Source organism: Limimaricola litoreus (genome assembly GCF_024159025.1).
Classification (GTDB): domain Bacteria; phylum Pseudomonadota; class Alphaproteobacteria; order Rhodobacterales; family Rhodobacteraceae; genus Limimaricola; species Limimaricola litoreus.
Genome location: NZ_JAMYXC010000129.1, coordinates 1 through 22,881 on the forward strand (window position 1 = coordinate 1; position 22,881 = coordinate 22,881).

25 protein-coding genes are annotated in these 22,881 nt (G+C 64.0%); 14 read left to right on the forward strand and 11 right to left on the reverse strand.

Translation table 11 applies throughout. The features are described from left to right. Positions 1 to 567: 567 nt before the first annotated feature. Positions 568 to 969 carry a hypothetical protein gene (locus NHG85_RS08555; RefSeq protein ID WP_253331523.1) on the forward strand — a complete coding sequence of 134 codons (402 nt, stop codon included), beginning with the start codon at positions 568 to 570 and terminating at the stop codon, positions 967 to 969. A gap of 163 nt (positions 970 to 1,132) precedes the next feature. Here the strand turns inward: NHG85_RS08555 and NHG85_RS08560 are convergent, their stop codons facing one another. Then, a complete protein-coding gene (locus NHG85_RS08560; RefSeq protein ID WP_099278621.1) occupies positions 1,133 to 1,783 on the reverse strand; it encodes a hypothetical protein in 651 nt (216 codons plus the stop codon). A 309-nt stretch (positions 1,784 to 2,092) separates the two neighbouring features. Here NHG85_RS08560 and NHG85_RS08565 point away from each other — a divergent pair, with 309 nt between their 5' ends. From NHG85_RS08565 to NHG85_RS08575, 3 genes are all read left to right on the forward strand, one after another. Further along, positions 2,093 to 2,881, forward strand: a complete 789-nt coding sequence (locus tag NHG85_RS08565; protein ID WP_099278620.1) for a phospholipase D-like domain-containing protein — start codon at positions 2,093 to 2,095, stop codon at positions 2,879 to 2,881. A gap of 117 nt (positions 2,882 to 2,998) precedes the next feature. After that, the gene (locus NHG85_RS08570; protein WP_099278619.1) at positions 2,999 to 3,553 is read left to right on the forward strand and encodes a hypothetical protein; all 555 of its coding nucleotides are present in this window, start codon (positions 2,999 to 3,001) and stop codon (positions 3,551 to 3,553) included. Beyond that, complete coding sequence (locus NHG85_RS08575) at positions 3,550 to 3,957, forward strand: hypothetical protein (RefSeq protein WP_099278618.1); 408 nt, start codon at positions 3,550 to 3,552, stop codon at positions 3,955 to 3,957. The genes NHG85_RS08570 and NHG85_RS08575 overlap by 4 nt, the downstream gene beginning before the upstream one ends. Positions 3,958 to 3,979: 22 nt before the next feature. On the opposite strand, the gene NHG85_RS08580 is transcribed toward NHG85_RS08575, so the two are convergent. Next, entirely contained in the window at positions 3,980 to 4,333 is a 354-nt protein-coding gene (locus NHG85_RS08580; RefSeq protein WP_256500257.1) for a helix-turn-helix domain-containing protein, read from the reverse strand. A gap of 233 nt (positions 4,334 to 4,566) precedes the next feature. On the opposite strand from NHG85_RS08580, the gene NHG85_RS08585 reads away from it, so the two are divergent. From NHG85_RS08585 to NHG85_RS08600, 4 genes are all read left to right on the forward strand, one after another. After that, positions 4,567 to 4,812: a ribbon-helix-helix domain-containing protein gene (locus tag NHG85_RS08585; protein ID WP_099278628.1), complete on the forward strand. Its 246-nt coding sequence runs from the start codon at positions 4,567 to 4,569 to the stop codon at positions 4,810 to 4,812. Continuing rightward, entirely contained in the window at positions 4,809 to 5,144 is a 336-nt protein-coding gene (locus NHG85_RS08590; RefSeq protein ID WP_099278616.1) for a type II toxin-antitoxin system RelE/ParE family toxin, read from the forward strand. The genes NHG85_RS08585 and NHG85_RS08590 overlap by 4 nt, the downstream gene beginning before the upstream one ends. 137 nt (positions 5,145 to 5,281) lie before the next feature. Beyond that, positions 5,282 to 5,491 carry a hypothetical protein gene (locus NHG85_RS08595; RefSeq protein ID WP_099278615.1) on the forward strand — a complete coding sequence of 70 codons (210 nt, stop codon included), beginning with the start codon at positions 5,282 to 5,284 and terminating at the stop codon, positions 5,489 to 5,491. Next, positions 5,491 to 5,844 (forward strand): hypothetical protein, encoded by a 354-nt coding sequence (locus NHG85_RS08600; protein WP_253331527.1) that lies wholly within the window; start codon positions 5,491 to 5,493, stop codon positions 5,842 to 5,844. Before NHG85_RS08595 ends, NHG85_RS08600 begins: the two co-directional genes overlap by 1 nt. A 319-nt stretch (positions 5,845 to 6,163) precedes the next feature. Here NHG85_RS08600 and NHG85_RS08605 read toward each other — a convergent pair whose 3' ends face one another. The 4 genes from NHG85_RS08605 to NHG85_RS08620 are packed head-to-tail and all read right to left on the reverse strand — an operon-like array spanning position 6,164 to position 11,613. After that, positions 6,164 to 7,159 (reverse strand): ABC transporter ATP-binding protein, encoded by a 996-nt coding sequence (locus NHG85_RS08605; RefSeq protein ID WP_253331529.1) that lies wholly within the window; start codon positions 7,157 to 7,159, stop codon positions 6,164 to 6,166. Further along, the gene (locus NHG85_RS08610) at positions 7,156 to 9,042 is read right to left on the reverse strand and encodes a dipeptide/oligopeptide/nickel ABC transporter permease/ATP-binding protein (protein WP_253331531.1); all 1,887 of its coding nucleotides are present in this window, start codon (positions 9,040 to 9,042) and stop codon (positions 7,156 to 7,158) included. The genes NHG85_RS08605 and NHG85_RS08610 overlap by 4 nt, the downstream gene beginning before the upstream one ends. Continuing rightward, entirely contained in the window at positions 9,039 to 9,986 is a 948-nt protein-coding gene (locus NHG85_RS08615) for an ABC transporter permease (protein WP_253331533.1), read from the reverse strand. The genes NHG85_RS08610 and NHG85_RS08615 overlap by 4 nt, the downstream gene beginning before the upstream one ends. A gap of 55 nt (positions 9,987 to 10,041) precedes the next feature. After that, positions 10,042 to 11,613 (reverse strand): ABC transporter substrate-binding protein, encoded by a 1,572-nt coding sequence (locus NHG85_RS08620; RefSeq protein WP_253331535.1) that lies wholly within the window; start codon positions 11,611 to 11,613, stop codon positions 10,042 to 10,044. 101 nt (positions 11,614 to 11,714) lie between these two features. On the opposite strand from NHG85_RS08620, the gene NHG85_RS08625 reads away from it, so the two are divergent. Next, on the forward strand, positions 11,715 to 12,404 hold the full coding sequence (locus NHG85_RS08625; protein WP_099278345.1) for a DUF1028 domain-containing protein: 690 nt from the start codon (positions 11,715 to 11,717) through the stop codon (positions 12,402 to 12,404). Here NHG85_RS08625 and NHG85_RS08630 read toward each other — a convergent pair whose 3' ends face one another. Beyond that, positions 12,405 to 13,118: a FadR/GntR family transcriptional regulator gene (locus tag NHG85_RS08630; RefSeq protein WP_099278373.1), complete on the reverse strand. Its 714-nt coding sequence runs from the start codon at positions 13,116 to 13,118 to the stop codon at positions 12,405 to 12,407. A 122-nt stretch (positions 13,119 to 13,240) separates the two neighbouring features. On the opposite strand from NHG85_RS08630, the gene NHG85_RS08635 reads away from it, so the two are divergent. Beyond that, complete coding sequence (locus NHG85_RS08635) at positions 13,241 to 14,497, forward strand: M20 family metallo-hydrolase (RefSeq protein WP_099278346.1); 1,257 nt, start codon at positions 13,241 to 13,243, stop codon at positions 14,495 to 14,497. A gap of 38 nt (positions 14,498 to 14,535) precedes the next feature. Here NHG85_RS08635 and NHG85_RS08640 read toward each other — a convergent pair whose 3' ends face one another. From NHG85_RS08640 to NHG85_RS08650, 3 genes are all read right to left on the reverse strand, one after another. Further along, positions 14,536 to 15,045 carry a hypothetical protein gene (locus NHG85_RS08640; RefSeq protein ID WP_099278347.1) on the reverse strand — a complete coding sequence of 170 codons (510 nt, stop codon included), beginning with the start codon at positions 15,043 to 15,045 and terminating at the stop codon, positions 14,536 to 14,538. A gap of 129 nt (positions 15,046 to 15,174) precedes the next feature. After that, complete coding sequence (locus tag NHG85_RS08645) at positions 15,175 to 15,414, reverse strand: type 1 periplasmic-binding domain-containing protein (RefSeq protein ID WP_253331537.1); 240 nt, start codon at positions 15,412 to 15,414, stop codon at positions 15,175 to 15,177. Positions 15,415 to 15,510: 96 nt separating this feature from the next. Beyond that, positions 15,511 to 16,800 (reverse strand): hypothetical protein, encoded by a 1,290-nt coding sequence (locus tag NHG85_RS08650; RefSeq protein ID WP_253331539.1) that lies wholly within the window; start codon positions 16,798 to 16,800, stop codon positions 15,511 to 15,513. Between the two features lie 233 nt (positions 16,801 to 17,033). On the opposite strand from NHG85_RS08650, the gene NHG85_RS08655 reads away from it, so the two are divergent. From NHG85_RS08655 to NHG85_RS08670, 4 genes are all read left to right on the forward strand, one after another. After that, positions 17,034 to 17,423 carry an antitoxin Xre/MbcA/ParS toxin-binding domain-containing protein gene (locus NHG85_RS08655; protein ID WP_253331541.1) on the forward strand — a complete coding sequence of 130 codons (390 nt, stop codon included), beginning with the start codon at positions 17,034 to 17,036 and terminating at the stop codon, positions 17,421 to 17,423. Positions 17,424 to 17,849: 426 nt separating this feature from the next. Further along, the gene (locus NHG85_RS08660) at positions 17,850 to 18,323 is read left to right on the forward strand and encodes a helix-turn-helix transcriptional regulator (RefSeq protein ID WP_099278350.1); all 474 of its coding nucleotides are present in this window, start codon (positions 17,850 to 17,852) and stop codon (positions 18,321 to 18,323) included. Between the two features lie 202 nt (positions 18,324 to 18,525). Beyond that, entirely contained in the window at positions 18,526 to 20,361 is a 1,836-nt protein-coding gene (locus tag NHG85_RS08665; protein WP_099278351.1) for a site-specific integrase, read from the forward strand. After that, positions 20,354 to 22,081, forward strand: a complete 1,728-nt coding sequence (locus NHG85_RS08670; protein ID WP_099278352.1) for a hypothetical protein — start codon at positions 20,354 to 20,356, stop codon at positions 22,079 to 22,081. Before NHG85_RS08665 ends, NHG85_RS08670 begins: the two co-directional genes overlap by 8 nt. A gap of 297 nt (positions 22,082 to 22,378) precedes the next feature. On the opposite strand, the gene NHG85_RS08675 is transcribed toward NHG85_RS08670, so the two are convergent. Further along, positions 22,379 to 22,837, reverse strand: a complete 459-nt coding sequence (locus NHG85_RS08675; RefSeq protein WP_162620573.1) for a hypothetical protein — start codon at positions 22,835 to 22,837, stop codon at positions 22,379 to 22,381. Positions 22,838 to 22,881: the final 44 nt, after the last annotated feature.

Consider the following 22,881-nt stretch of genomic DNA (forward strand, 5'->3'; position numbering starts at 1 on the left):
CCGCCTTGAGGCGCCCGATCGGTTTCCAGTCGCCTTCGAGAAAGCTCGCGGCACGGTGGATCCCGAAATCGACCTCGGACTTTGATACGGGCTGGGAAAACAGGATGGGCGTGAGCCCCAGGACGGCAGTGAGAAAGTCGATCAGGATAGCAACAAGGTGACCTGACTGCGGAGGGCCTGAACGTCCTCCTGTTCCTCCGCCCTCTCTCTGGAGGGAGGGGAAGACGGGAGAACCTTCACCGCTGAATTGCTTCGCAAAGTTCGACGGGGTTGTGCCGATGGGCCCGACGATCCCGCGGCAGTCCGGTCGGAATGCACGAAACGCGCTCGCGGCGATCTCCTGACTGAGCGCATGTGCGATTGCTTCGCCACTCGAGAAATGCCCCCAATTTCATGATGCACATTCATAGTCCGCTGTTTGTCTCGGGCCTGTCCTGATGAAGGCCCGAGACAAACAGCGGACTATGTTCTGCTTCTATCGGTTTGATCCGCTGAAGAGCCGCACGCGGTTGCAAGGCTGTCGACCTCGGGACCTTCGATCTTTTCCATAAGACAAGGACGTGACTGATGACGACATCCAACTCCCTCGAAGACCTCGCCTTTCATGCCATCCGCAGCGGTCGCGTCTTCGCGCGCCTCTGGCACGGCGCAGGGATCGAAGCCCACAGGGTTACACGCCCCTCCTGGACCGCCACGTTCAACCAGCTCGAGGAGGGTCAGTTGATCAAGGGGCCTGACCTCGACGGCGTGGCGGTCATGGGCGACGCGCTGCGTCGCGCGCTCAACATCGAACGCCCGGGCTATGGTGACCGCGCGATGCAGGAGGATACGCGGTATGATGACCTGGTGTGGGAGCCGCGCCTCAACGAACTGCGTCGCGTGGCAGAAGCCTACAAGCACTTTCGTGACTGTCAGGAACGCTATGCCGACCGCCTGACGGCCGAACGCGAGGCTGCTCGCGCGTTCTGACCCTACTCGGCCGGCCTCTCATCGGAAAGACCAGCGGCACCTGCGGCCGCCATCAGTGATGATCTCGTAGTCAGACATAAGCACCTGCTTAGGCGTATGCCTAAGCCTCCATGGTTATGCCTGAGCGCTTCCGCAAACGCGCGGGTGTATGACTTTTTTCCGGCTATGTCGGGAGGTTCCGGCTATCGCCCCCAAACCCTCCGAAAATGGCTTTTTTTGCCGGATCGACCGCGGCGGGGGTGTTTTCGGCCATGGTTGGATCGGCCGCGTCTGAGGTGCCCTCATCATCAACACTCGAACTCTCGACGCTCGTTGTTGTCGCCCAGCTGGGCGGCTTGGGGAGTTCGAGGCAGATCCTCTCCCGGACCCAGAGCCGGACCTCGAGCGCTCGGAAGTGGCGGGTGCGCGGTCCCATGTCGATTATCGGGAACGGCAGGGTCTCGCGACCCTCGCGCAGAACCTTCGACAATGTGTTGTGTTTCCGGCCCCGCTTTTCGGACATGGCGGCGAAGTCGATCAGCGGCATGCGGAACTCGGCCTCGAGGTCCTCGATCCCGCACAGGATCACCGAGCCTGAATACTTGGCCTTCAGGTCCTGCAGGTGCTGGGCCAGCTGGACGCCCTCGGTCGCGTGGATGGCGCGCCAGATATTGACCCACGGATAGAGCCTGCCTTCGGGCTCGAGGCCGAAGGCAGGCTCTATCCGTGGGGCATGCTTGGGATCGATCTGGAGATGCCAAGCCAGCTGCTCGGTGGTCAGCGGGGCGCCTCTGCGGAGCGCGGCATTGAGTTCATCGATATCCGCGGTGGTCATGGTCGTCTCCTGCGTGTGGACAGGAGATGAGTCCGGTGGTCCGGACCGAGAAAGATTCTGGTTCGATAGTCGGATATTCGGCCGGCAGGCGGATCGCGGACAGGCGCAGCACCTCTCAAATGATAGTTTAACATCTATCATTTAGAGCCGGTATAGTGCACAGAATACCGGCTATATACCGCTTGGCATGCTGCATCAGAAGACCGTCCTGTGCCGGATGGGATCAATCGACACAGAAGCCGGCACAGCTGCCTTGACCGAGCGGTATCGTCAAAAGATGATAGCTAATGACCTATCAAAGTAAGAGCTATGGCCCTGAGCAACGAAGCGGCATACGCGTATCGAGTGATGGTCCAGGCGGAGCAGGCTTGGGCAGCGGCGTTCCGCGACGCGGAGCTCTACGAGTTGGCCCCCCCGAGGAAGCACTACGGAGAGACGCTGCCTTGTCGTCGCCGTGTCATCCTGGCACGCAACTCCGAGATCCCGGACATGGGGGATATGCTGCAGGCGCGGGAGTATTACGCCGACGTTACGGGTGTCATCGAGGATGGCAAGCCGAGGACATCGGGCCGGGGATCGCGCGCCGTAAGTCCTGTGATGCGGTATGCGCCCGGTGCGCTTGGTCACCGGGCGCCATTGCTCCAGGATGACGATGTCATGTGCCATCCTGTCTCGGATATCGTCCATACGGAGACCGATGCATACCGCGGCGGGCCGATCACGGTCGACAAACTCCTCGACATGATCGGCGGCAAGGAGCCCAGGCAAACGATCGAGATCGACGGAAAAACCCATTGGCTGCACCGCGACGAGACTGGGCGTGCCGTTGGCCCGGAGGGCCTGATCTTCCGCGCTCGCAGTGGGGTCGCGCATCGCCTCCGGCTGCTGGATGCCTCTGGTTATCGGCGCCAGGTGCGCGTGGCGACGATCCTTGTCGTCGGGGCTCCGGCCGGCGTGCACGTGACTACTGAGGCGCCGCGCCCGCGGCGCTCCAAATACGCGGTCGAGTATCGCGAGGTGGGGCAGGTGGCAGCCGTGGGCCTGGGGAGTGCCGGGGTCGAGGACGAGCACGTGCTGACCGCATACCTGCCCAGATGACGCGCGGCAGAGGCACACATCGAGATATCTGATAGATAATAAACTATCATACCCAGATCGGATTTCTGGTAGCGCTGATCGAACCGACTTGGTTCATACCAATAAGGAGCCAAGAATTTGACGAAACTGACCGAGACTGCCCGAACCACCCTGCGCCCCGCCGATGCCGGTCGCCTCGCCGACGCCGTGCGAGCGACGATCCAGGCGCTGATCCGTCACGGCCACGACGAGCATGCTGCCAGGGTGCAACTCTCCATGTCCGAGTTCCTGCGCGGTAGCGCGGTGGTGCACATCGAGACCCTGCGCCACTGGGAAGACGTATTCGAGATGGCGGGGGACCTGCTGGCTGCCCACGACGACGACCTCGCGCATTGCACCGCCTATCAGGCCGAGTATCTGATCCACTGCGAGATACAGGCCTACGAGCGGGACGTTCGCTACCTGCAGGTTTCGGCCACGGCGATGACCTACGACAACCTCAGCGCCCGTCTCGATGACGCCTACGAGATCCTGGTGGCGGTGCCGACCGCGGCAAACCCCGTGCTCGAGGCTCGAATCCAGCACGTTGCGGAGCTGCTGAGCGAACTGACCTACGACACCGACCCTGAGCATCTCGCCGAGGCTGGCATCGCCCCTGACACACGCGTCGCGGCCTTAGGGGTGGAGGCATGACGGTGGCGCCAGGTAAAAATGACTTTCACCTCGACGATGGCCGATCGCTGGCGATCGAGATCGGTGTGCCTGATGGCGTTTACCAGTTCGCGCGCGAGACGGCCGAGATGTGGCTCCCGGCCGAGATGATGGAGATAGCCGAGGGGCGGGTTACAGTCGTCGCTACACCCGCGCACCTCGCGGACGAGGCGATGCGCGAGCGGGTCATCTCGCTCGTCGCCAACACGCCGGGGCTCGCTGACGTGGTTGCGGATACCGTGGCGGCCCGAGGTATTGATCCGCGCCGATCCCGGATCTCGCTGACGATCCGGCGTAACGACGCTGCTTCAAGGAGCCACGGGAACCCGTGGAGGGGCGCGGAGCGGATGCGCGCTCTACTCGCGGAGAGCTCCGCCATCGGGTGACGGTGTTGCTCGTGCGTCAGGGCTACAAATCGATGTCGGGATCAACCGTGCCGCGGGCTTTTCTGAAGGACGTTGGGAAGTCGTCATCATCCTCCGTGAAGATGCCTTCGATCGACAAGGGTGGGCCACCCAACGGGTGGCCGCGCTGTGTCAGCACGCAATCGAGATCCAAGGCCGCGAGCAGCTCGAAGATGGTCGATGCGGTCGGCTTCGTCGTGCCGGTTTCGATCATCGAGATGTGGTGCGCTCGAATACCGGACAGGGCTCCCAGCTCGGCTTGCGTCATTCCCTTGGCCTTGCGGACCGTTCGCAGAGCCTGGCCCAGTTCAGTAGGAGAACGGACTGGCTGAGGACGGGAGTGGTAAGATTCAGGCATCTCGAGGCGTCCTTATACAAGAGACTGTATAATCCCTGAATATACATAGAAGTGTAAACCGGCGCGCCTCCGGGACCCTGTAGAGGCTCTACGCTCGCCCTATGCTATGATGGGGAATGTCAGCAAATCGTGTTGGTGGTCATCAGAAATCAGCGCGACCCCTCGCTTGGGACATTGGCGATCAAGGCCTGACTCGCATTGACAAAAATTGCCATAGTGCTCATCTTATGAGGATGGCCACTATGAACATCTCATTGCCCGATGACATGCGCTCCGCAGTGGACGCTCAGACGGTAGCGCGCGGCTACGGCACATCCAGTGAGTATGTGCGTGATCTAATCCGCCGGGATCTGGACCGGCAGGCGCTGCGAGCTCTGCTCGATGAGGGGCGCGCAAGCGCGCAAGGCGAGCCCATCACCGAGAAGACTTTCAAGGCCCTCAGGGCCAGGGCATCTCTGGCGGCCGGCGAGACAGCTTGACGGATCATGCTAAGCCAGTCGTCCCACGACTGGCCGCCAGTCACGATATCGAAGCAGCAGTCGACTACCTCGCCCGCGAGGCGGGTTACGAAACGGCCATGCGCTTCATCGATGCCTTCGAGGCGGCCTGCCTGCACATCTCGACGCACCCAGCATCCGGATCACCTCGGTTCGGCTGGGATCTCGGTCGGCCCGGTCTGAGGGTGTGGCCAGTGAAGGGCTTCGGCTACTTGGCATTCTACAGCGAGGAAGACGACGTCGTGGATCTCTGGCGCGTGCTGCACGGCGCGCGCGACATACCGGCCTCGCTGCGCGACGTCATTCCGGAATGACGATACTTGCACTCTGTGGACAGCCGTTGCCGCTATCTGATGAGTGCCGCCTCCTCAGGTCATCGAAAGCCATGTCTTAACAACACGATTTGCTGACATTCCCCTATGATGCGAGACATTCTACGCAGGAGCTTGCGATGACCACATTCGAAATCATCCTGTCGATCGCTTCGGTTGTCGTGGCGATCGGCGTAAGCCTCTACATGCGACATCTCGGCAATACTGCTGGACGGGATCGGCCCTATGACCCCGAGCGCCTGCGTCGCTTCATCGAGAACGCGCCCTACGAGAATCTCGACAAGGTCATGAAGCCGGGTTGGCGCGATGACGAGAAGCAGCAGTCATGATGACCGCGCAGGACCTGATACGGCCTGACGGGACCGTCGCGCTTGATGCGCTTCTCGCTGGTCTTGGTCTGACCGAGGCTGAGCTCGCACTCGCTCTCGGCATGTCCCAGAATTCTCTGGCCACCCCGCCGCGATCGATAGCGCTGGCATCGCAGCGCAAGCTCAGGGACTTCGTCGAGATCCTCATGACTGTCGTGCCTTGGGCAGGCTCGCTCCCCCAAGCGTTCGACTGGTTTTCCACCCAGCCCCTGGCCTCCTTCGGGAACCGGACCGCGGCGGACCTGGTGCGCAAGGGGCGCGCCGAGGCAGTGAAATCCCACATCTCCCGGATTGCCATCGGTGAATACGCCTGACGGCATCGAGCCGGCTGGCGCGACGACGAGAAAGCGTGACGCGGCCTAAGCCGGGCAGGATCTGAGGTCGCCCAGCAGCCGGGCCGCAATTCTCCGCGTGCGCTTGTCGAGATCCAGCCTATCTGCAGCCAACATCAGCTCATTGAGGGTCGTGAAGCTGTCATCGCTCCCGCTCTTGACCGCGGCTGTCCAGAGCTTGCGCACGGTCGCGCGGGACTCGCGGCGCGTGCTGGCCGCGCGGCCTTGGGCCGCGGTGGCAGTTCAACTTTATCCCGCTTCGAGTGGGACTACATCTCTGTTATCGTCAGGATACTGATCCTTAGCGACGCTCGATAGCTGAGGGATGTATGTCCTCGTCACTGCTGAGCGGATGAAAGCAAGCGACCTCTCCCCCATCGAGGGCCGGCTCCAATGGGGGAATCTCTTGCCGGCATCGCTCCGTCGCACGCGGACAGCGTGCGGCGAAGGCGCATCCCTTCGGCGGATCGAGAGGGTCCGGGAGTTCGCTCCCTCTTGCCTCCGGTGCCTCGAGCGGACGCCCCACCACCGGCGCGCTGTCGGCCAACAGCTTGGTGTAGGGATGTTGCGGCGCCCGGAAGATCCGTTCGGCCGGCCCGATCTCGACCAAGGCCCCGAAGTAGAGGACGGCCACTCGGTCTGAAACGGCCTCGACCACCGCGAGATCGTGGCTGATGAACAGGTAGGTCAGCCCCAGGCGTTTGCGCAGATCCGCCAACAGGTTCAGCACCTGGGCCTGGACGCTGACATCGAGGGCCGAGACCGGCTCATCGAGGATCAGAATGCGCGCGTCCGCAGCCAGGGCCCTGGCGATGCCGATCCGCTGCGCCTGGCCGCCCGAGAATTCATGCGGGTAGCGGTCGAGGAATTCTGGTCGCAGGTTCACACTGTCGAATATCTCGGCAATGCGCTTCTCGCGGGCGACCTTGCCCATGCCGTGCAGCTTCTTGAGCGGAAGCTCCAAGATCTGACGGATCGTCTTGCGAGGATTGAGCGAGGAGATCGGGTCCTGGAAGACATATTGAATGCGACGGCCGAAGTCGGTCGGATCCGCGGTGTCGAGCGCGGCTCCTTCGATCTCGATCGTGCCAGTGCTCGGCGCGACAAGGCCAACGAGCATTCGTGCGAGCGTGGTCTTCCCGCAGCCTGACTCCCCCACGATCCCGAGGGTCTCTCCTTGCTCCACGCTGAGCGAGATTGGCTGAACTGCGCGCACTCCGGCGCGCGGCCCACCGAAGAGGCCCCCGCGCAAGGGGAACGTCTTGGAGAGATTTTCCAGTCGCAGGGCCTTGGTCATTCGGCGGCCTCCCTGGCAGGGGCTTCTTCGGGGAAGAGACAGCGCACAGCCCGATCGCCTTCCTGGGCGAGCGGGATATGTCCCTCGCGGCACGCGCTGCGTGCCTTGTTGCACCGCTCCGCGAAGGCACACCCCTCTGGCAGGCGGTCGACGGCAGGGGGGAGACCCGGGATCGCCTCGAGCCTGCGGCGGCCGCCTCCCAGCTCAGGCACGCAGGCGATGAGCCGGGCGGTGTAGGGATGGCGCGGCGCGGCGAGAACCGCCTTCGTCGGGCCCTCCTCGACTACCTTCCCGGCATACATCACCGCCACCCGGTCGCAGAGCTGCGCCACGACGCCGAAATCATGGGTGATGAAGATGATGGCGAGATCGCGCGAGCGCCGGAGGTCGTCGAGCAGCGACAGGATCTGTGCCTGCACCGTCACGTCGAGCGCGGTGGTCGGCTCGTCAGCGATGATCACCTCGGGGTCATTGGCCAGCGCCATGGCGATTCCGACGCGCTGGCGCATGCCGCCTGACATCTCGTGCGGGTAGTCGGAAATCCGGCGCTCGGGATTGGGTATTCGAACATCACGAAGCAGCTCGACCGCCTTGCCGCGGGCCTCTTCGGTTCCGATTTTCTGGTGCGCTTTTATCGCCTCGACCAGCTGGTCGCCGACGCGATAAAGGGGATGCAGTGTCGCAAGCGGGTCTTGGAAGATATAGGCGATCTCCCGGCCGCGCACGGCGCGCAGGCGTTCATAGGGCGCCCCAATGAGGTCGTCGCCGCGATATCTTACGGCGCCACCGGTGATGACGCCCGGCGGCGACGCAACGAGCCCAGTGACCGACAGGGCGGTGACCGATTTGCCGGACCCGCTCTCGCCGATGATGCCGATGCATTCGCCCGGTTTGACTGACAGGCTGACGCCGCCCACGGCGCGCAGCTTCCGGGGCCCGACATGGAATTCCGTCTCGAGCCCTTCGACCGTGAGGATGCCCTCGAGGTTCGGCTCCGGAGCTGGGGCCTGACGGCGCACTCGGGTCGCGGCCATCGGCCGTGACAGCGCGCCGGATTTGAGCCGCGGATCGAGCGCGTCGCGGATGCCGTCGCCCAGAAGGTTGATCGACATCACGATGATCAGGATCATCACCCCGGGCACGACCGAAGTGTGCGGGTGGCTGATCAGCGCGGCGCGCGCTTCACCCAACATCGAACCGAGATCCGCCTGGGGTGGCTGGCTTCCCAACCCGAGGAAGGAGAGACCCGCCGTCTCCAGAATCATCCAGCCGATCGTGGTCGACATCGCGATGACGATGACCGGCAGCACGTTTGGCAGGATCTCGGTGAGGATGATTTGCGGCCGCGACAGGCCCGATAGGCGCGCCGCGTCGACAAACTCCTTGTGCGCGAGACCGACGGTGATGCCGCGGATGTTACGGGCGAAGAACGGCACGTTGACTGCTGCAACGGCGATCAGCGCGTTGAGAAGACCCGGGCCGAGGGCCGCAACGATGGCCAGCGCCAGAAGGATGTAGGGAAAGGCCATCAGCATGTCGACGCCGCGCATGATGACGTTGTCGAGCCGTCCGCCGTAGAAGCCGGCGATGACGCCGATCGCGGCGCCGATGGTCGCGGCGATAGCTGCCGCGGCGAAGCCGACCGCCAGCGAGAGACGAGTGCCCCAGAGCAGGCGGGACAGCAGATCGCGGCCCAGATGGTCGGTGCCAAGCAGAGCGCCCTCTGAGAGCGGCGGGAGATACCGGTTCGCGGTGTTGGTCACATCAGGATCGGTCAGCGGCAGGATCGGTGCTGCGAGGACCAGAAGCACGACGAGGCACAAGACGATGCCACCTACCAGCGCCAGCCGGTTGCGCGAGAAAAGGAAGAACGCGCCGGTCATGTTCTGATCCTTGGATCGAGCAGGCTCTGCGCCACGTCCACTATTATGTTGAAGAACACGTAGCAGGCGGCGACGACGATCACGCCTCCTTGCACGAGCAGAATGTCGCGGCGCAGGATCGCGTCGACCAGCATCCTTCCGATGCCGGGCCATTGGAATACGATCTCGATATAGACAGCGCCGGACAGCACGAAGCCGGCCTGAATGCCCAGCACGGGCAGGATCGACACCATCGCGGCCCGAAGCGCATGGCGCCAGATGACCGATCGTTCGTGCACGCCCTTGGCCCGGGCGGTGCGGATGAAGTCCTGCCGAAGCACCTCGAGCAACGCGGAACGGGACAGTCGCGCGATCACGCCGGTCGCCACGACCGCGAGCGCGATCGCCGGCATCGCCAGATGCGAGATCAGCGCAGCCGCGTCACGAGCCCCGTAGATCGGCCACATGCCCGAGACCGGAAACCAGCGCAGCCGGACCGCGAACAGCAGGATCATCATCATGCCCAGAAAAAAGGACGGAATGGAGATGCCCAAGAGCACCGTGAAGGTGATCGCCTTGTCGGCCCAGCCATACTGGTTGGCCGCCGAGATCGTGCCGGCGATCACGCCGAGAAGGGAGCACAGGACAAAAGCGGTTCCGGCCAGGATCAGGGTTGCACCGAAGCGTTCGAGCACCTCGTCCAACACGGGCCGGTTCAGGGCGAAGCTCTGCCCGAAATCGCCCTGGAGCATATTGCCGAGCCAAATCAGATATTGGCGCCAAAGCGGTGCGTCGAGGCCGAGCTCGCGGTTGATGCGGGCCACGTTCTCGGGCGTGGCGTAGCTGCCCAGGATCGCAGTCGCCGGATCTCCCGGGATGAGTGCCATGATCAGAAAGACGATGACCGTGATGCCGAGTAGCACCGGCACCGCCGAGAGCAGTCGTCTGAGGATGTATCCGCCCATGCGCGGTCTCTCCCGTCTCGGAGAGCGGGGGCCGGGGCGCGGCCCCCGCGCGTGATCAGTTCTTGGCGACGTCGTCGAGCAGCAGGAAGAACGACGGCTGGAGGTCGAAGTTCTCGACCCGGTCGTTGGTCACCGCGTTCTGCTTCCAGTTGGCCACGAAGACCCAGGGCGCGTCCTCGTGCACGATTTCCTGCATCTCTTTGTAGAGGCGCGCGCGTTCCTCTTGGTCGGTAGCGCGGCGGGCCTGTTCGAGAAGCTCGTCCACCTTCGGGTTGGAGTAGTAGCCCGAGTTGAAACCTCCCTGATCGGGAAAGGCCTCGCTGCGCAGAGCCAGGAAGGGCAGGGTGTCGGGATCGTTCGTCATCCAGGCCATCTCGGCCATGTCGGCCTTGCCCTCGAGCCCCGGGTTCACTTCGCCCAAGAAGGTGTTCCATTCGTAGGTTTCGATCGTCACATCAAAGCCCACCGCCTCCAGATCGGCTTGGATCGCGGTGCCCATCGCCACAGGGTCGAGCATGCCGGAGCCCCCCTCGGTGACGTAGAAGGTCAGCTCGGCGCCTTCGGCACCCGCTTCGGCGATCAGCTCGCGCGCCTTTTCCGGATCGTAGGGGTAGGGCTCGAGATCCTCGTTATAGGCCCAGGCGAAGGCGGGCGGGGTTGGTCCGGCGGCGACTTCGGCGGTGCCCTCGAGCACCTCGTTCACGATCGCTTCCTTGTCGATCGCGTAGTTCGCCGCCTGGCGCACCAGCTTGTCCGCGAAGGGGCCTTCCTTGGCGTTGAGGATCAGGAACCACAGGTGCGGGCCAGCCTGCTCGTGCAGCTGGTAGCTCTCGCCCTCGAACTGCGACAGCGCCACGGGCGGGACCTCCACCATCAGGTCGATGCCGCCGGCCAGCATTTCTGCCGTGCGGGTGCTTGCATCGGTGATGGGGCGAAACACGACGGCTTCGAGCTGCGGTGCACCATCCCAGTAGTCGGGGTTGGCCTCAACGACGACCGCCTCGTTGGGCCGCCATTCCGCGAACTTGAACGGGCCCGTGCCCGACGGGTTGCGACCGAATTCCGAGCCATGCTCCTCGACCGCGGCGGGCGAGACGATCAGACCGGTGGGGTAGGCGAGGTTGGACAGGAAAGGCGCGTAGGGCTCGTTCAGAACGAACTTCACCGTCGTCGGATCAACGACCTCGACCTCCTCGATCGCGGAGAAGAAGAAGGAGAGCGGGAACGGGCCGGTATCGTAATAGGGATGACTCTCGTCGAGCATTCGGTCGAAGTTGAACTTCACCGCCTCGGCGTCGAATGAGCTGCCGTCATGGAAGGTGACGCCTTCGCGCAGCGTGAATGTGTATTCGGTGCCGTCCTCCGAAATCTCCCAATCGGTCGCCAGCGCCGGCTCGACTTCCAGAGTGCCGTCTTTGTAGCGCACGAGCCCGTCATAGACGTTCATCAGGATGCGGAAGTCATTCACCGCGGTCACAGCAGCGGGGTCGAGGGCCTTGGGCTCCGCAATCTGGCCGACAACGAGGACACCCGGCGGGGTCTGGGCGAAGGCCGGCGCACCCAGGGCCATGGTGAGGGCGGTGCCAGCAGCAAGCAGGCTTCGGCGGGTCAGATGTCCAATCGACATGGGTTACCTCTCCTGTTCGGTTCGATCTTATTTTTCATGATAAATTGCATCAGGGCAAATTTTCATTATAAATTCAAGCGCGCTGGCACGGAGATGATGGGATGACGATTTCAATCCTCGCATATGACGCGGAAACAGGCACTTACGGTGCAGCGGCTACTACGGGCAGCCTGTGCGTAGGGGGGTGGGTGCTGCGCGGGGATGCCGAATCAGGGCTCTCGGCCTCGCAGGGGTCTTTGCCGAGCACCCTTTGGGGCACGCAAGTGCTGGAGCGCATGCGGGCTGGCCAGTCGGCTGCCGAGGCGGTGTTCGAGGTCGCCGATGCCGATGCAGGACGGGCTCATCGCCAGCTGGCGGCTCTCGACCCGGATGGGGGAACAGGACACTTCACGGGGGCTTCGAGCATTCCGGCGGCTGGTGCGCGGCAAGCGCCCTCGGTCGTGGTGACGGGCAACCTGCTCTCTGGCGACGACGTGATCGAGGCCTGCCTGCAGGGTTACCTCGAGGCGCGCGGAAACATGGCCGAGCGGCTCATCGCAGCGCTCGAGGCGGCCGCCATGGCAGGGGGCGACAGCAGGGGGCTTCTGTCTGCTGCACTGCTCGTCGTGTCGCGCAGCGACCCCCCGCTCAGCCTCCGGATCGACTACTCCGAGACACCGTTACAGGATCTTTCGGACCTGCATCGCCGGGCCACCAGCGGGGCCTACAGCGAATGGGCGCGTCTCGTGCCGACGCTGGACGAGCCCGAACGGGCCGAGCCTTTCAGCGAAACCGTGACCCCTGCTGGCTGATCAGTGGGCCATGAAGCGCTTCATGACGACGGCCTGCTGATCTTCCATCATCCGCCAGGCCATTTCCATGTGCGATCGCATGATGGAGCGGGCCTCCTGAGCATCCCCCCGTTCCAACGCATCGAGCAGGTCGAGCTGATGCTGTCGACCCGTCCGCCAGAGTTCCACGTTGGGTGCGGCGTAGAGCTGCTTGTAGACGGTGAGGTCCGCGAGGATCTGCGACATGAAACCGATGATGAAGCCCAGCAGCGCATTGTCGGCGAAGCTCGCGAGCTTGGCGTGAAACCGAAGCGACGCGACATGCTGGGCGCGCTCCTCTTCGGGGTCACCGGCCGGCTCGGCGTAGTCGTCGATGATCGATCGCAGATCGGCGAGCTGATCGACCGACAGGCGCCCGGCCAGCGATGCCGCAACTTCTGGTTCGAGAGCGACCCGGAGCTGGTAGATGTCGGCAATCGAGATGTCTCGAAAGTAGAAGTAGTTCGCGAGCAAGGCGTGCGCGCGCTCGGTGGAGACCTCGCCGACGAAACTTCCACCGCCGGGCCCGGTCTTGGTTTCGACCAGGCCCTGTGCCTGCAGCAGGCGCATGGCCTCGCGGATCGTGCCCTTGGACATGCCAAAACGTTCGATCAGATCGGTCTCGCCGGGCAGGCGGTCACCCGGCTGCAGGCCTTGCTCGACCACCCATTCCTTGATGGCCTCGGCCACGCGGATGGGACGGGAACGCCTACGGCCCTTCTCGGCGGGAGTGACGCTTGTTCTCGCCATCGCACAACTCTTTCGACTTCCGAAGGCATCCATAAAGCAAATTTATCATGATAAATACAAGGGGAAGTATGACCTACGGGGAGTTGGCAGCGGCAAGGTTGCTGGAAATCGCCGAGATGTCCGAAGCGGGACCGGGAGTCACTCGTCTGCCTTGGACCCCGGAACATCGTCGAGCCCTCGATACCATATCGGCATGGATGAGGGATGCCGGACTGGACGTCAGCCTCGATGCGGCGGGCACGCTCGTTGGGCGAACGCCCGGTATGGTCGGCAAGCCGGCACTGTTGCTCGGCTCCCATCAGGACAGCGTGCGCTCGGGCGGTCGCTTCGATGGGATCATGGGAGTTGCCGTGGCCTGCCTTGCCGTCCGTCGGCTTCGCGAGGAAGGCGTGCGGTTGCCGTTCGCGGTCGAGGTTCTGGCCTTCGCGGACGAGGAAGGGGTGCGTTTTCCGACGGCCCTGATCGGCCCGCGTGCCTTGGCGGGGCGTTTCGACCCGGCCGTCCTGGACATGAAGGACGCCCAAGGGGCGAGCATGCGCCAAGCGATGCAGGAGTTCGGTCTGGATCCGGAGGGGATTCCTGCGCTGGTGCGTAAGAAGGACGAGGTGATCGGGTATCTGGAGGCCCACATAGAGCAAGGGCCTGTGCTGGAGACCGAAGGCCGGTCACTCGGTGTCGTGACCGCGATTTGCGGCATATCCCGCTACGCGGTCACCTTCGAAGGTGAGACTGGTCACGCAGGGACGGTTCCCATGGCGGGCCGGCGTGATGCGCTGGTGGCTGCTTCCCGCTTTGTGGCGGCCGTATCGGAGGCGGCGACTGCGATCGAAGATTGCCGCGCCACAGTCGGCCAGATCGATGTGAAACCCGGTGTCGTCAACGCCATCCCATCCGAGGTCAGTCTGACATTGGAGCTTCGAGCGCCGTCGGACGAGATACGGCGGGACTTCCGGTCGCAAGCCATGCGGCGGGTTCAGGAGATCGCTACGCAAGTCGGGGTGGCTGTGCGGATTGAGCAAACTTACGAACAGCCCGCCGTTGCCTGTGACCCGGGTATGAGAGAGGCGCTGTCTCAAGCAATGACCGCCTCGAACTTGCCTGTCGTCGCCATGCCTTCAGGCGCAACTCATGATGCATCGGCGATGGCGGATCTCTGCCCAGCCGGAATGCTCTTCGTCAGGTGCAAGGGCGGTATCAGTCACCGACCGGACGAATACGCTGACGCAGACGATATGGACGATGCGATCCGGGTTCTCGCGGAAGCCGTGAAGAGCATCGGCTCTCAGGAAGTGCTTGCATCAAAGGTGGATAGGAGGGCTGAATGAGCAGAGTTCGACTCCACCTGGCAGGCACATTTGCCGGCTCAGCGGTCAGCTTCGAGTTGCTTGCAGGCCGTGACCGCCCGTTCGCTGAGAGATCGCCGTAAGGCGGGCTCCAGAAGCAGCGGAAGCTGCTCTTCGAAAAGCTCCCCGACGGCACCCATCAAGCCGGGCATGTCGATCTCAACCACGGCGTTGTTGATCGTCACAGAAGTCTCGCCGACGATGCAGGTGGAGAGATCGATGACTACTTCCGCATCGATCGCTGCGCTCACGAAGCCAGGAGCCACTGCGCCTGCCGAAGACTCGCACGCAAGGCTTCCAATAAGGTTCGACGTCATGATGTCACCTTCGATGACTACCGACGCCCTCTCTACGCTGATCGAGCGCAGTTGGTCCACACCGACCGCCATTCCCATCAGATCCGTCGAAGCGCTCGCGCACGGGTTCGCGTCAATGATCAGGCTCTCGATCGCGGTTGGGGTAGCGTCCTGTTGAGCTGCACCCGAGGTGACGATGAAGAGGCCAAAAAGGGCAAGGCAGTAGGGGCGCATGATAATCTCCTGCGTGGTCGCGAGGACTTTAGCACATTGCTTATGATCGCAGCCCAAGCCCCACCTCCACAAAGCTTGCGCTAAGATGGCAATCTGTTCTCGTCGTGCCGAGCCGTCATATCATTCTGATCAGGTTCCGTCTCGAGCGCGAAGGATGCAGGGCACGTAGGCGATTTCGGGAAGCCCAGCGGGCGCATCGATGCGCGCAAAGGCGGTAGCAACCAACCCTGTCACGTCCTGCTGCACCATACCGATGTTGTCCGCGAGTTGCGCGGCGAACGGATCCCAGTCGAAACAACCAAATGGCACGTCGCGGCGCTCCGTGCGAAGCCACCGAACGACGCCTTCGAGCGAGATCTTAGAATTCACCAAAAGCGCAGGCGGAGACTCGATTGAAGCTGAAGTGATCACCAGCCCGCGCGCTGGATTGCAAAGTCGGCCTCGGCCCGGTTGCAAAACGCGAAGTCAGGATGCCGCGTTTCCAGTACAGGCTGCGGCCGGGGCTCGGCGGGACGCTCCCAGATCTGGGTCGCGCAGCTCCGTTCGCGCAGCAGGCCGCTGGATCCCGCCACCTGCACCGTGGCGTCGATGTCCTCGACAAGGCGGAAGGCCGGATCGAGCCGGTTCTGCACGCTCGTCTTGCGGAAGCTGAGCGGCACCGTGATCGTGATGGTCTGTGCCTCCACCGCGGCCGCATTGAAACGCGCAACGGCCTCCCGCGATGTCGTCAATGACCACCCGATCGGACAGCGCGGCGGCGTCGACTTTGGGCATTTTGCGCTCCCCCGGAGCCGCAGTCGCACCGGGCGTTGCCTGCTGCGCGGCCCTGTCAACCTTCTCGACCGACAGTTTTTCAGGGGCGGCGCGCACCTCCTGTGCGATCTGCCGCAGCATCGACACTGCGGTGCCAACAGTTGCGGTCCGGGCTTCCTCGGCCTGGGCTGCCTCGTAGAGCGCAACGACCTCGCTCATGTTGATCGAGCCACCACCGGCGCCGTTGCGGGCATGCTTCGACATGTCGAGCCGCGCGAAGCGCTCCTTCAGCTCTTCCGGACTGCAGCCGGTGGCCCGCAGGAAAATGTTGGACTGTGGGCTCCACTGCGCCCCGAGGGGCTTCAGCTGACCGGCATGCGCGCCCACGCGCCGGATCACGAGGTCCGCTTCGGTCTGGCTGCAGCGCTCGAAATGCGGATGCGTGGTCTCGAGCGTGTGCAGCTGACGCGGCGCCGAGCGACGCTCCCAGATCTGCAGCACGCAGGGCACGTGAACGGTCTTGCCTTCGTAGATGAAGGCATCCTGTGGCACCTCCTCCTCGTGCACGAGGTGCAGGCGTTTGTCGACGCGGTTCTGCTGCGTTTTCTTGCAAAACGTCGCTGGCAGAATGAACGCGATCACATCAGCAAAGCCGGCGGCGTGGTTGAGGAAGGCGAGTGCCGCCTTCTCGCCGAAGGGCGGATTGCCGATGACGAGGCAACGATCGGCGGATACCGCGGGCGTCCAGTTGAGGAAGTCGGCCTTGATGATGCCCGGCGCCTTCGGGTCGAGGTCGAGCGCGATGCAGTCGGGTCCGAGAGGGCGCGAAAAGGCGCCGCTACCGGCGGAGGGCTCGATGACGGTATCGAAGGGGTTGGCGACGTAGCGCGCCCGGACCTGTTTCACATAGTCCGCCGCAATCTGCGCGTTGGTGTAATACTGGCTGAACTCAGCGGCGGTGGAAACGTGGCGGGTGCTGGCGGGTTTGGTGTTGGTGGTCATGGATCAGGTCCCTCGTTGTGTGCGAGGGGGAAATTGATCCGAAAACCCAAACCCAGAAGCGGGTTTGGTTAAAATTATGTAATAAGATTCAATGCTTTGAAGTGAGGCTAAGATTTTTTTGCAGTCGCAGCCTGTGCCGCATGGCCTGTCGGCCTGACGGAGCCATGCTCAGCCGAGACGCGGAGGTATCAGCTGATTTCTCCAGCTGGCTGCGCATGCCGCAAAACGGGCCTATGCTTCTCGGCATGGCTGACCCGCTCCCTCCGTTCCCAACCGCGCAGGATCTGATACGACCCGATGGCAAGGTTGTCATCGATGACCTTCTCGAAGTGCTCCGCCTGAGCAGGGCCGAACTCGCGCTCGCTCTCGACCTGCCGGAGGAAGCGCTGAGCGAGCGTTCACGGCTGGAAACGCCGGAAACGCAGCGCAGGCTCAGGGATCTGATTGAAGTCCTCGTGCAGGTCGTCCCATGGACCGGCTCATTTTCTGAAGCCTATGCCTGGGTTTCGACACGGCCCCTCCCGTCCTTCGGTGGCCGAACCGCGGCGGACCTGCTGCGGGAGGATCGCGTCGAAACGGTAGCGTCCTACGTCTTCCGGGTTGCTCAGGGGGGCTACGCGTGAGGTGGTCCGGACGGACAAGCAGGCGGCGCCACCGGCATGGTGGGCCGTTGAGGTAACTTCGGTCTGCAACAACGATAGAAGATCTGCTGGAAGATGTCGGCCTTCCGACAGACCATCTCGACGCTAAGCTTGTCATCCACCTGCTGTAAAATGAAGGCGGTCTGCTGTTCGCGGAACAGAGACGCTCGCATCGGTCTACCTCCCGTTGTCGGCTCGGCAGTTACGAACCTTTTCCAGATCCGGCGATCCAGCTTCCCGGAAGCAGGTCTATTATCATGCACCAAGATTGAAAACGGATCACTCCACTGGGGCAGGCCATCCATCGATTCATAACGTGGCACATCTCCAGCGAGCACGAGCCGCATTTGATTCAATTGTCTCCATTCTTTTCTGCAGAAGCCGGCCTGACCCTAATTCCCCCGGGCCATGCTCGACAGACCTCTCACCCGCGCCGATCTCATCACCTTCTTCGCCCTGGAGTCGAAGCGCTCCTCCGGCCATTCCCCGGATCCCCGGCGGCTGGCCCGCGTGCTGAAGGCTCTCGGGATCTCCCTGCGCGGTGGCACGACGCGCTGGCCGGTGGTCTGGCGAGCGCTCGGACTATCCGAAGTGCAGGATCGCGCACACCACGCCGCGCTGACCGAGCCGCTTCTTACCGCACAGGCCGTGGCCGAGCGGGTTGGCGTCGCGGACCCGTCCATCATCTACCGCTGGGAGAAGGGTCAGGTGCCGAAGGGTGCCGGACCCTTCCCATGCGCGATCGACCTGTCCGGTGGGCGCAAGGATGCCCGCGCCAAGCGCTGGCGCCGCGCCGAAGTGCTGGCCTGGCACATGGACCAGCCCCAGCCCCGCTACGCCAAGCCCGCCCCGGTCTTTGGTGCGATCCGGCCCGCCCCATGACCCATGCGATGCACCGCATTCCCCGCGCCTCGGACACACCGATCCACGCCTTGGCGACCGGACCTACTCCCAAGCGACCGGGACACAGACGCCCGGCCGGTTTCACGGGCGGCAACCTCGAAGGCGTCTGTGTCCCAAGCGCGCTTTGGCGACCGAAACCGCGTCCAAGCGACCCAAACCAACAAGAAGAAAGGATCCCCTCATGCTCGATCTGACCGGCCATACCGTCCCCGCCAAACGGCACATCACACAGGCCCACGCCCCCGCAGTGACCGGGCCGACCCTGGCTGACCTGCATGCCCACGTGGCGGCTCGGACGGATCTCTCGGACACGACCCGCAGCCGCTATCTCACCGCGATCGACAACGTGAGCAAGCGTCTGAACACGCCGCTGGAGATGATCCCTGCCGATCTCACACTGGTCATGGACCGGTTTCCTCTGACCGGCTTCGATCCCGCGCCTTGGTCGAGCGACGCCGCCTACCTGCTGTTCCGGCGCCGGCTTCAGGCGGCGCTGCGGGAATTCCTCGGCGTGCACGCGGAGCGCGCCCGGTTGCGCGCGATGAAGGACGATTGGACGCAGCTCTGCGCCGCCATCAAGCCGTTGACGGAAGGTCGGGTGGGGCAGGGCGTGCAATGGCATCCGATGAAGCTCTCTGCCTTGAGAACCTTTGCGCTGGTGGCCCGAGCCTATGGCTGGCAGCCACGCGACCTCGGACTGCCGGAGGCACAGCGGCTCGACGCGGACTTCAGCGGCAACAAGCGCGAGGCAAACCGCCGGTCGCTCGCCCGGCTCGACGAGTTGCGGCAGTTTCCCGAGCTGCTGGCATGGCTGCCGCCGCAGCCGATCGGGTTCACCGCCGGGGCGCGCGTGCCGCAACTGCAGGCGCTCGAGCCGCAATGGGAGGCGCAGGTCGAACGCTGGATCGCGGCGGTGACGCAAACCGGCTGGGACCCGGTCGAGCAGTCATTCACCGACGAGCACAAGGGCCATGCACATGTCATGCGCAGTGCCTTCCGGACTGCGTTGAGGATCGCCCGTGACCTGGGGCGCCTCGCCCCCGGCACTCAGGATCTCCAACCGCTGCTGGCCGATGACGAGGCGCTCTGCGCCATCGCGGGGGAGATGTTCGCGCGGCGGCAGCAGTTGAGGCGCGACGGTCATCTCGAACCCCGCTCCGCCCGCAAATACCTCATGGCTCTGAACCAGGTGCGAGGGCATCTCGGCATCGATACCTCGCTTCTGGAGCAGGTGCTGGCCAACAATGCCGTCGCGCGGGCGGGTCGGAAAGCCGACAAGCGCATGACGCCGAAGAACCGCGCCTTTTGCGAGATGCTGGTGGACAAGGCCCCCATGCGCCGCCGGTTCCTCTCGTCGTTCCAGGTGCTGCGTCGGGAAGCCGAGATCCTGCTGGCACGCGCGGCGCAGGAGGAGCGCGCGCTCAGCGGTCATGAGCGGGCGCGGGTGCGGCTGCTCGGCGCCAGCGCCGGCTTCGCGGCCATCGAGATCGGCGGCGCACCGATCCGCGTCGACAACGCGATGCAACTGACCTGCATCGGCGACGATGCCCAGATCCGCATCCCGCAGACCGGCAAGAAGCCGATCAAGGTGATGATCCCGGCGGAGTTGACCAAGAACAAGGCGGAAATCGCGTTCCCGATCCGCGCCAACGTCCATGGTTATCACGACACCATACAGTGGTATGTCTCGGTGATCCGGCCGCTCTTTCCGCATGCCGCGACGAGCCCCTACCTGTTCCCCGCGGTGACGGTGCCGGGGGCGCCGCTCAACAGCGACTACTTCGGCGCCGAGTTTGCCGGGCTGATGCGCACGGTGGTGAACCTGCCGATGACGCCGCACCAGATGCGCCACGGCCAGACCTCGCTGCTGCTCGACAAGTATCCCAACGAGATCGAGGTGATCGCCAAGCGGATCGACGACAGGCCCGGAACGCTGCGGCAGTATTACGGCTGGCTCAGCGCCCTGAAGCTCGTCGAGCGCGGCCAGGACCTGCTGGTGGGGCTGATGCATGACTGACAAGGCCTATGACACCCGCAGCCGCGAGGAGATCCTCGCGGCGGAACATTTCGCACCGTTCCGGGACAGCCCCGGGCTCGACGGGATCGGTCTGCGCGCGCTTCGCACGCTCGACCGGTTCTTCGGCTTCGCCGAAGGGCAGGGGATCACCGTCCCGGGGGTGGCGGACTTCCTGTCTTTCGTCGCGGCGGACACATCGACTCGTAGGCTCGATGACCTGCGCACCGCCTTCGACAGGCTGCTGCCCGCTGGCACGCCGGTGCGCGAGGTGGTGCGCGAAGCAATCCGTCAGAAACGCCCCCGCAGTCGCAGCTGTGACCGGCGGGACCGGGAGACGCTGCGTGCCGATCCGCTGATGGCGCCCTACCGACATCTGCCGACCTTCGACGAGGTGCCGCTTGAAGACCTGCGCGTGCTGGCACGCTTTCTGACCTTCGCCGACGCGCGCGGCATTACCGTGCCGACGGAAGCCGACTATCTCGCCTTCGTCGCCGATACGGGCTCCAGCCGGCGGCTGCGCAGCCTGAAGGCGGCGCTCGATCGGCTGCTGCCAGGCAATCCGGCGGTGCATGTCGTGCTCGCCGCCGCGATCGCGCGCAAGAGCCCGAAGCGTCCCTCGGCCGCAGGTCGCAAGCCGCGTCCAGCAGCAATGCGGCGCGTGGCGTCAAGCGATCTGCCGGAGGCATGGCAGGTGCTGCTCGGCAAGATGCGCCTTGGCGCCCTGCCGATGCACCAAGCCGTGCCCGCCGCCTCGGTCATCGACAGCATGGAGGACACCCTGCGCGCATACGCCCGTGTGCAGTGCGAGGCAGGCGCGGAAGTGGCGATGACCATCGAGGGCGTTCGTAGGTTCGAAGCGTCCCGCGCCGCCGATGCCGCCGCCCGCGCGGCGCCCACCTATCAGGCGCAGGGCAACCGCCCCGCCACGCGGCACACGGCCGTGATGCGGCTGCGGCAGTTCGGCGAAGCCCTCGGCCTCGATCCACTCCTGCTGGTGGCCCTGCGTCACCATGAGAACAGCCTGCGCCGCGAGCTCGATACGGTGGTGCCGCTGAAGTTCGGTCGCCTCGACGAGCTGCCGGATCTCTCCGCTACCTGGAGCCTCGCCACCGATCTGCTGGAACAGAGCCGACAGGCTCCACGCCGCCAGACGGCGCTATGTCTACTGAACGCGGCGGCGATCATTGCGATCTGGACGCTGCTGCCGCTGCGCCTGCGGGACGGGCAGCTGCTCTGGGGCCGCGATATTCGCTTTGATGGCACCCGTTACCGTGTCGATATCGAGACCGCAAAGGAGGAAGAGCCGTTGCAGGGCGCGCTGCACCCGGTGCTGACACCCTTCCTCGATACGCTGGTGCTGCGCGGGATGGAGCCTCTCTGGCTCGAGGAGATGCGACGCCGCGGCATGGCGGATACGCTGCCTCTTTTTCGCGGCGTGGACGGGCGACAGCTGGCGGCGAGTTATCCCTCGACCGTCTGGCGCAAACATATCGGCACCGGCGCGCATATCTCCCGGGCCCGTGTGCATTCCGAACTGGGCCAGCTCGGTCCGGAAGGCGTCGAGATGGCTCTGGCGCTCTCGGCGCAGCGCGATCCCCGTTCTGCACAGTTCTACCAAGGCAGGGCCGTGCAGGCGGCGCAGCGACGACAGGGACAGGACATGGTGGATGGCTTGCTGGCGGAGTGCCTCGATCCGGATCCTTCCGGCGAGGCGCGGTGACTTGCATTGCGCCCACGCCGGTCGATCAATGTGGCGGAGGAGGTCCTTCCCCGCGGCATCAACAGGCCCTGGTGCTTCTCGAGAAATCGTCGCCAATGAGATGCGCCCGTCGCCTGCCCAGACAGACGACCGAGCAGGACGCGCCTCAATAGCAGTCGAACCAGCGCATGGCAGTGGCAATCACGTTCTCATAATCGCTGGCGAAAGCCTCCTTCATGAACTGCGCGAGTTCGTGCCGGCTGGATCGGGGCATGTGACGGTTCCTCTCAGGAGTCCCCCGCACGGCCCCGCAGCCGGTCAGGCGCTGCTCTCCGGTGAAGCGGTCACGGTTGCGTATTTTTGCACCCAGTAGCGATGATCGGCGAGACAGAAGCCATCGTTGCCTGGCCTGGATTCCCATCCCAGCTGCGGCAGGGCATCCCTGATGTCGTCCTCGATTTCGACCCAGATCTCGCGGCTGACCGCCATGTCGAGCTCCTGGCTCTCGATTTCTTCCTCGCGGCTTTCCAAGGCGATCCGTCCGGGTCCGCTGAGCGCGCCGGTTTCGTCGAAGGGCAGCAGGAAGGAGAGTGAGTGGTTCTTGTCAGAGTCGCTGATCTCGAATACGCCATGCTCGCCCGGACGAGGCGATCGCTTGATGTCCTGGAAGCTGCCGAACTGCTCCCACACCTCCCAGATCGGATCGAAGCGCACTACATCTTCCAGCGACTCCACGTCGAAGCCGAAGTTGTCGAGAAATTCCAAGTCTGTCGTCATGTCAGTCTTTCCATATTGTTTGAGTTGGGGATCTGGGAGCCATG

What these genes read in the sequence shown, in the direction of transcription:
- NHG85_RS08555 (WP_253331523.1), top strand. Translation starts at nt 568, where the DNA reads ATGACGACATCCAACTCCCTCGAAGACCTCGCCTTTCATGCCATCCGC.
- NHG85_RS08560 (WP_099278621.1), bottom strand. Translation starts at nt 1,783, where the DNA reads ATGACCACCGCGGATATCGATGAACTCAATGCCGCGCTCCGCAGAGGC.
- NHG85_RS08565 (WP_099278620.1), top strand. Translation starts at nt 2,093, where the DNA reads ATGGCCCTGAGCAACGAAGCGGCATACGCGTATCGAGTGATGGTCCAG.
- NHG85_RS08575 (WP_099278618.1), top strand. Translation starts at nt 3,550, where the DNA reads ATGACGGTGGCGCCAGGTAAAAATGACTTTCACCTCGACGATGGCCGA.
- NHG85_RS08580 (WP_256500257.1), bottom strand. Translation starts at nt 4,333, where the DNA reads ATGCCTGAATCTTACCACTCCCGTCCTCAGCCAGTCCGTTCTCCTACT.
- NHG85_RS08585 (WP_099278628.1), top strand. Translation starts at nt 4,567, where the DNA reads ATGGCCACTATGAACATCTCATTGCCCGATGACATGCGCTCCGCAGTG.
- NHG85_RS08595 (WP_099278615.1), top strand. Translation starts at nt 5,282, where the DNA reads ATGACCACATTCGAAATCATCCTGTCGATCGCTTCGGTTGTCGTGGCG.
- NHG85_RS08600 (WP_253331527.1), top strand. Translation starts at nt 5,491, where the DNA reads ATGACCGCGCAGGACCTGATACGGCCTGACGGGACCGTCGCGCTTGAT.
- NHG85_RS08605 (WP_253331529.1), bottom strand. Translation starts at nt 7,159, where the DNA reads ATGACCAAGGCCCTGCGACTGGAAAATCTCTCCAAGACGTTCCCCTTG.
- NHG85_RS08610 (WP_253331531.1), bottom strand. Translation starts at nt 9,042, where the DNA reads ATGACCGGCGCGTTCTTCCTTTTCTCGCGCAACCGGCTGGCGCTGGTA.
- NHG85_RS08615 (WP_253331533.1), bottom strand. Translation starts at nt 9,986, where the DNA reads ATGGGCGGATACATCCTCAGACGACTGCTCTCGGCGGTGCCGGTGCTA.
- NHG85_RS08620 (WP_253331535.1), bottom strand. Translation starts at nt 11,613, where the DNA reads ATGTCGATTGGACATCTGACCCGCCGAAGCCTGCTTGCTGCTGGCACC.
- NHG85_RS08625 (WP_099278345.1), top strand. Translation starts at nt 11,715, where the DNA reads ATGACGATTTCAATCCTCGCATATGACGCGGAAACAGGCACTTACGGT.
- NHG85_RS08635 (WP_099278346.1), top strand. Translation starts at nt 13,241, where the DNA reads ATGACCTACGGGGAGTTGGCAGCGGCAAGGTTGCTGGAAATCGCCGAG.
- NHG85_RS08640 (WP_099278347.1), bottom strand. Translation starts at nt 15,045, where the DNA reads ATGCGCCCCTACTGCCTTGCCCTTTTTGGCCTCTTCATCGTCACCTCG.
- NHG85_RS08650 (WP_253331539.1), bottom strand. Translation starts at nt 16,800, where the DNA reads ATGACCACCAACACCAAACCCGCCAGCACCCGCCACGTTTCCACCGCC.
- NHG85_RS08655 (WP_253331541.1), top strand. Translation starts at nt 17,034, where the DNA reads ATGCTTCTCGGCATGGCTGACCCGCTCCCTCCGTTCCCAACCGCGCAG.
- NHG85_RS08660 (WP_099278350.1), top strand. Translation starts at nt 17,850, where the DNA reads ATGCTCGACAGACCTCTCACCCGCGCCGATCTCATCACCTTCTTCGCC.
- NHG85_RS08665 (WP_099278351.1), top strand. Translation starts at nt 18,526, where the DNA reads ATGCTCGATCTGACCGGCCATACCGTCCCCGCCAAACGGCACATCACA.
- NHG85_RS08670 (WP_099278352.1), top strand. Translation starts at nt 20,354, where the DNA reads ATGACTGACAAGGCCTATGACACCCGCAGCCGCGAGGAGATCCTCGCG.
- NHG85_RS08675 (WP_162620573.1), bottom strand. Translation starts at nt 22,837, where the DNA reads ATGACGACAGACTTGGAATTTCTCGACAACTTCGGCTTCGACGTGGAG.